Here is a 4,956-nt window from a genome sequence, read left to right as displayed (position 1 = left end):
TCCTTTATGATAAAGAGGATCAATTTAATGTGGTCAAAGATGATCTACTAATGGAACAAGGAAAAGACGGCGTATGGCAGATCACTCTTAATGAAGAAAACACCGGCATCCAAGATCTTACGAATTATTACTACCATTATGTAATAGAAACAAACGGCCAAAAGAAATTAGGGCTAGATCCGTATGCGAAATCAATGGCTGCTTGGGATCATAGTGGGGGGTATTCTGTTGGGAAAGCTGCAATTGTCAATCCTTCAATGATCGGGCCAGATCTGGAATTTGCGATGATTGATGGTTTTGAAAAACGAGAAGATGCAATTATCTATGAGGTGCATGTTAGAGATTTTACATCTGACCCGTTAATTGAGGGTGAGTTATCTGCGCAATTTGGAACCTATACAGCTTTTGTCAACAAGCTTGATTATATAAAAGAATTAGGTGTGACTCATATTCAACTTTTGCCTATTATGAGTTACTACAAAGGAAATGAGAGGGAGAACCAAGTGAGAGAACTTGAGTATTCTTCTCAGGGCAATAATTATAATTGGGGTTATGACCCGCATAATTACTTCTCTCCTAGTGGGATGTATTCGGATAATCCTAATTCGGCAAGCCGTAGAATCGAAGAGTTAAAAATACTCATTCAAGAAATTCACAAAAGAGGTATGGGTGTCATTTTGGATGTTGTCTACAATCATACCGCGCAAGTAGAAATCTTCGAGAACCTTGTTTCCCATTACTATCATTTTATGGACTCAGATGGTACCCCGCGTACGAGCTTTGGCGGAGGGAGATTAGGAACAACTCATTTCATGGCAAGAAAGGTATTAATTGATTCCATTTTATACTGGGTAAATGAATTCAAAGTCGATGGGTTCCGTTTTGACATGATGGGCGACCATGATAGCCAGAGTATCCAATTGGCATTTGATCAAGCAAAAGCATTCAACCCTAATATTGTGATGATAGGAGAAGGATGGCGAACCTTTGTAGGAGATGAGGGGGAAGAGCATGTCACGGCTGCTGATCAAGACTGGATGCAGCATACCGATAGTGTGGGCGTGTTTTCAGATGAGTTTAGAAATGAGTTAAAGTCAGGTTATGGCAGCGAAGGTCAACCAAGGTTTTTGACGAATGGAGCGAGAAGTATTTCTCAAGTCTTCGATAATATTAAAGCACAACCTCATAATTTTGTTGCTACCAGCCCGGGAGATGTTGTGCCTTATATTGAAGCGCATGACAATTTAACTCTTCATGATGTCATTGCCCAATCGATTAAGAAAGACCCTGAATTTCATCAAGAAGAAATTCACAAACGAATTCGTTTAGGAAATGCGCTCGTGCTTACTAGTCAAGGGACTGCTTTTCTTCATGCTGGTCAAGAATATGGACGGACTAAACAATATCGAAAACAAACCGAAGTCGCTCCGTATAAATCAACCTACATGGTAGATGAGGAAGGTAAGCCTTTTACGTATCCATTCTTTATTCACGATTCGTACAATTCATCTGATCGAATAAATAGCTTTGATTGGAGTAAGGTAACGAGTTCTGAAATCTGTCCCATTCATCATATGACAAGAGCATTTACAGCTGGATTGATTCAGTTAAGAAGATCGACAAATGCGTTTAGGTTAGGTTCAAAAGAAATGGTTGATAAACATGTAACATTAATCGAAGCACCAGAAGTAGAAGAACATGATTTGATAATTGGCTATAAGAACGTTTCAACTGATGGGACAGGGACGTACTATGTGTTTGTAAATGCAGATCATAAAGAGCGAACGTTGACGCTGCAAGAGGATYTAACCAAGGGAATAGTATTGGTTGATGGAGAAGAGGCTGGAGTGAGCGAAGTTATAAATAGAATTGGATTTGAGCTAACGCCCGACAAGCTTCTGATAGCAGCCCTAACCGTGGTTATTATTAAAATAGATGACGACGTAGATAAATAAAGAAAGAACAGTTCTTTTTTAGAGCTGTTCTTTCTTTATGATGAAAGAAATGAATCGTTTAGTCTTATTTTAAGGTAAACTTAAAAGCGAGAAAGAAGAGAAAATGAGGTAGTTAGATGAATATACATTTGTTAGAAAAGACTGCACCACTGCCAATCGACTTACTATTAGAGGCAGACCCGTCATTAGAATTAGTAAAAGAATATTGTCAAAAGGGTACATGCTATGTCGCTGAAAAGGATKGGAAAATAATTGGAGTGTATGTCCTTTTAGCAAGAAGAGCTAATACGGTGGAGATTATGAACATATCTGTACTAGAAGCTTTTCAAGGACAAGGGATAGGGAAGGCTTTGATTAGGGACGCAATTAAAAATGCAAAGGTAGCAGGCTATGAATGGATTGAAATCGGTACCGGTAATTCCAGTATTAATCAGCTAGCCTTATACCAAAAATGTGGATTTCGAGTTACGGGAATTGAACAAGATTTTTTCATAAAACATTATTCAGAAGAGATATATGAAAATGGGATTCAGTGTAGAGATATGATTAAACTAACTCTAAGGTTGCCAAGCAAAAAGAACAGTTTACCCTAATGTGGAGACAGTTCTTTTTTGTATTTTGATGGATGTTTATCCTTAATAGAGGAAAAGGTAAGATGAATACGAAGTAAGGAGAAAAAGATGAAAAAGAAAATCTCCATTCTTATTTTACTTACAGTGATACTGATTCCTTTTCCAAGCTTAGGTGAAGCTCAAAGTTTAGAATATGATTCGACGGAGCTAAAAGTTCAAGATCTTATGATGTTGCTCGTATTGGACTCAGTAGCAATCCCCATTAACGAATACTATTCTAACTTTTTGAAAGAGAATCCTGTCGTGTATCCTTATGAAATTGAACTCAAACAAATAGAGAGAATGGAGGGGTTTCGCTCCTTTCACTTTGTCATCACACTTGAGGTAACACCTGTTATTGGTCCGCATATTGCGGTTGGAAAAGACGGGGTCACTTTAGAGGTATCTCCTGTGCTACCCGAGACGATTAAGGTTCTCACCTACGAACATTTAGAAACATACGAATTGCCTGCTAAATGGCGTCATGTAATAAAAAAGCCAAAAATATCTTAAGGGCAAGCAACACTCTTCTTTACTCCCATTGCTTCAACTGCTTAGGTAAGTTGGCTGAAGTAATAAGCCTCTTCTGAAAAGAGGGAGGACATGAGAGGTTGAATTTGCGAATTTTATTGTTGATTAATTCAATGTTTTCCTCATATGCACTAGGTTTTCCCTTTAATAATTGGTTGAGTTCATCACGAATTTCGTGTTGCAGCTTGATCCATGGGGGAAGATAATTTGCATTTCTTATCGTACGGTCTAAGACATCACCAGTAAGGGAGCTTTGTGGGAGCGGTTTTCCTTTTCCAGGCAAAGGATCATCTTGGGCTTTTTTTTCGTACTCCTTATATACATCATCAAACCAACTCATTGTTATTCCTCCAATCATTACTTCTCACTATATTCCTTTCTAGAAATGTAAGTTCAATTCCTTGCTTCTGGCTTGTCAAATACGTGACAATTAGTACTGTAGTACGTTAGTGAAGGAATTCGTCAAGTTAAGGCGAAAGAAATAGGTTAGAGAGAGAAAGGAATGGAAATGAAAATGAAAGTTGTCGTAACGAGGAAATTACCTGATTCTATTTTGCATCAGTTAAGAGAAGAACATGAGGTAATGATGTGGAAGCATGAGAATGAAGTGATGCCACGAGACCTTTTATTAGAAGAAGTAAAGGATGCGGATGCTCTGCTGACTAAWTTAACAGATAATATTAATGTAGAATTGTACGAGCATGCCCCAAATTTAAAAGTGGTTAGCACGATGGCGGTAGGGTATGACAATATTGATATAGAAGAAGCTAGAAAACGAGGGATTAAAGTTGGTCATACTCCAGGAGTTTTAACGGATGCGACCGCTGATTTAACATTCGCTTTAATCCTTGCTTGCGGCAGAGGATTGGTCGGGGCAATGGATGTGATTCGTAAGGACGAATGGAAGAGCTGGGGACCTTTTTATTTAACGGGACCAGAAGTTTCYGGTGCCACGATTGGGATCATTGGTATGGGGCGTATTGGCGAAGCGGTAGCAAAGAGAGCTGCAGGCTTTTCAATGAACATCCTTTATCATAATCGTTCTCGAAAGAAAGAGGCTGAGGCTACTCTTGGCGCAACTTATGTATCAATGGATGAGTTGCTTCAGAAATCTGATTATGTCGTTTTACTTGCACCCTCAACGCCAGAAACGAATAAAATGATAGGTCGTGAACAATTCGATCAGATGAAAAAGACGGCTATCTTTATTAATACTTCTCGTGGAACAAATGTTGATGAAGAGGCACTTTATTATGCGTTGAGTAATCAACAGATATACGCTGCTGGTTTAGATGTGTTTGAGCAAGAGCCGATCTCAGCTAATCATCCTCTTATGAGTTTATCGAACGTAACAGCGCTTCCTCATATAGGGAGTGCGGCAATCGATACGAGAATGAAAATGGCTCAAATGGCAGCCGGTCATATTGTCGAAGGATTAGCAGGAAGAAATTTGAGTCATGAAGTGAAAAGAAAAGGATAATAAAGGTAAGGAAGTATAAAGTAGGTCTTACGCCTTAAATTTCATAATAATGATTGTTTTTGTAGAATGAAAAGGAAATAAGCCTATTTATATTGAATAGTAGGTAGTGGTGTCTATTTAGGCACCTTTTTGATTGGTTTTAACGGAAGGAGAAGGATTGTTTTGAGTAATGAATTAGAATTTGKATTAGACCGACTAGGAACGGACTCGATGAAATGGGATATGACTGAGGCTCGCTTTGGAGCTCGAGATGTCATACCACTTYGGGTTGCTGATATGGATATTAAAGCGCCAAGGCCWGTCATAGACGTATTAAAAGAGAAAGCTGAACATGGTGTATTTGGTTATTCAGCTCCTTCTTCTACAGTAGATGAAGCAA

General features: G+C 38.7%; 5 protein-coding genes and 1 pseudogene. 5 read left to right on the top strand and 1 reads right to left on the bottom strand.

The features are described from left to right. From AB685_RS26315 to AB685_RS26305, 3 genes are all read left to right on the top strand, one after another. On the top strand, positions 1 to 1,955 hold a 1,955-nt coding region (locus tag AB685_RS26315; protein WP_047973550.1), incomplete at its 5' end, for a pullulanase. 116 nt (positions 1,956 to 2,071) lie between these two features. Further along, entirely contained in the window at positions 2,072 to 2,548 is a 477-nt protein-coding gene (locus AB685_RS26310; RefSeq protein ID WP_047973549.1) for a GNAT family N-acetyltransferase, read from the top strand. A gap of 87 nt (positions 2,549 to 2,635) precedes the next feature. Further along, entirely contained in the window at positions 2,636 to 3,079 is a 444-nt protein-coding gene (locus AB685_RS26305; protein WP_047973548.1) for a DUF3888 domain-containing protein, read from the top strand. Between the two features lie 19 nt (positions 3,080 to 3,098). Here the strand turns inward: AB685_RS26305 and AB685_RS26300 are convergent, their stop codons facing one another. Beyond that, a complete protein-coding gene (locus AB685_RS26300; protein ID WP_053073963.1) occupies positions 3,099 to 3,437 on the bottom strand; it encodes a DnaJ family domain-containing protein in 339 nt (112 codons plus the stop codon). Positions 3,438 to 3,605: 168 nt separating this feature from the next. Here AB685_RS26300 and AB685_RS26295 point away from each other — a divergent pair, with 168 nt between their 5' ends. Both AB685_RS26295 and AB685_RS26290 read left to right on the top strand, forming a co-directional pair. Continuing rightward, positions 3,606 to 4,577, top strand: coding sequence for a D-glycerate dehydrogenase (locus tag AB685_RS26295; protein WP_241773389.1), 972 nt, complete (start codon positions 3,606 to 3,608; stop codon positions 4,575 to 4,577). 162 nt (positions 4,578 to 4,739) lie between these two features. After that, positions 4,740 to 4,956: pseudogene (locus AB685_RS26290) on the top strand (cystathionine beta-lyase); the annotation flags it as partial.

This window comes from Bacillus sp. LL01 (genome assembly GCF_001037965.1).
Note: the sequence above shows the minus strand (reverse complement) of the source record. Positions and strands in the feature narration are given on the sequence as shown.

What these genes read in the sequence shown, in the direction of transcription:
- AB685_RS26300 (WP_053073963.1), bottom strand. Translation starts at nt 3,437, where the DNA reads ATGAGTTGGTTTGATGATGTATATAAGGAGTACGAAAAAAAAGCCCAA.
- AB685_RS26305 (WP_047973548.1), top strand. Translation starts at nt 2,636, where the DNA reads ATGAAAAAGAAAATCTCCATTCTTATTTTACTTACAGTGATACTGATT.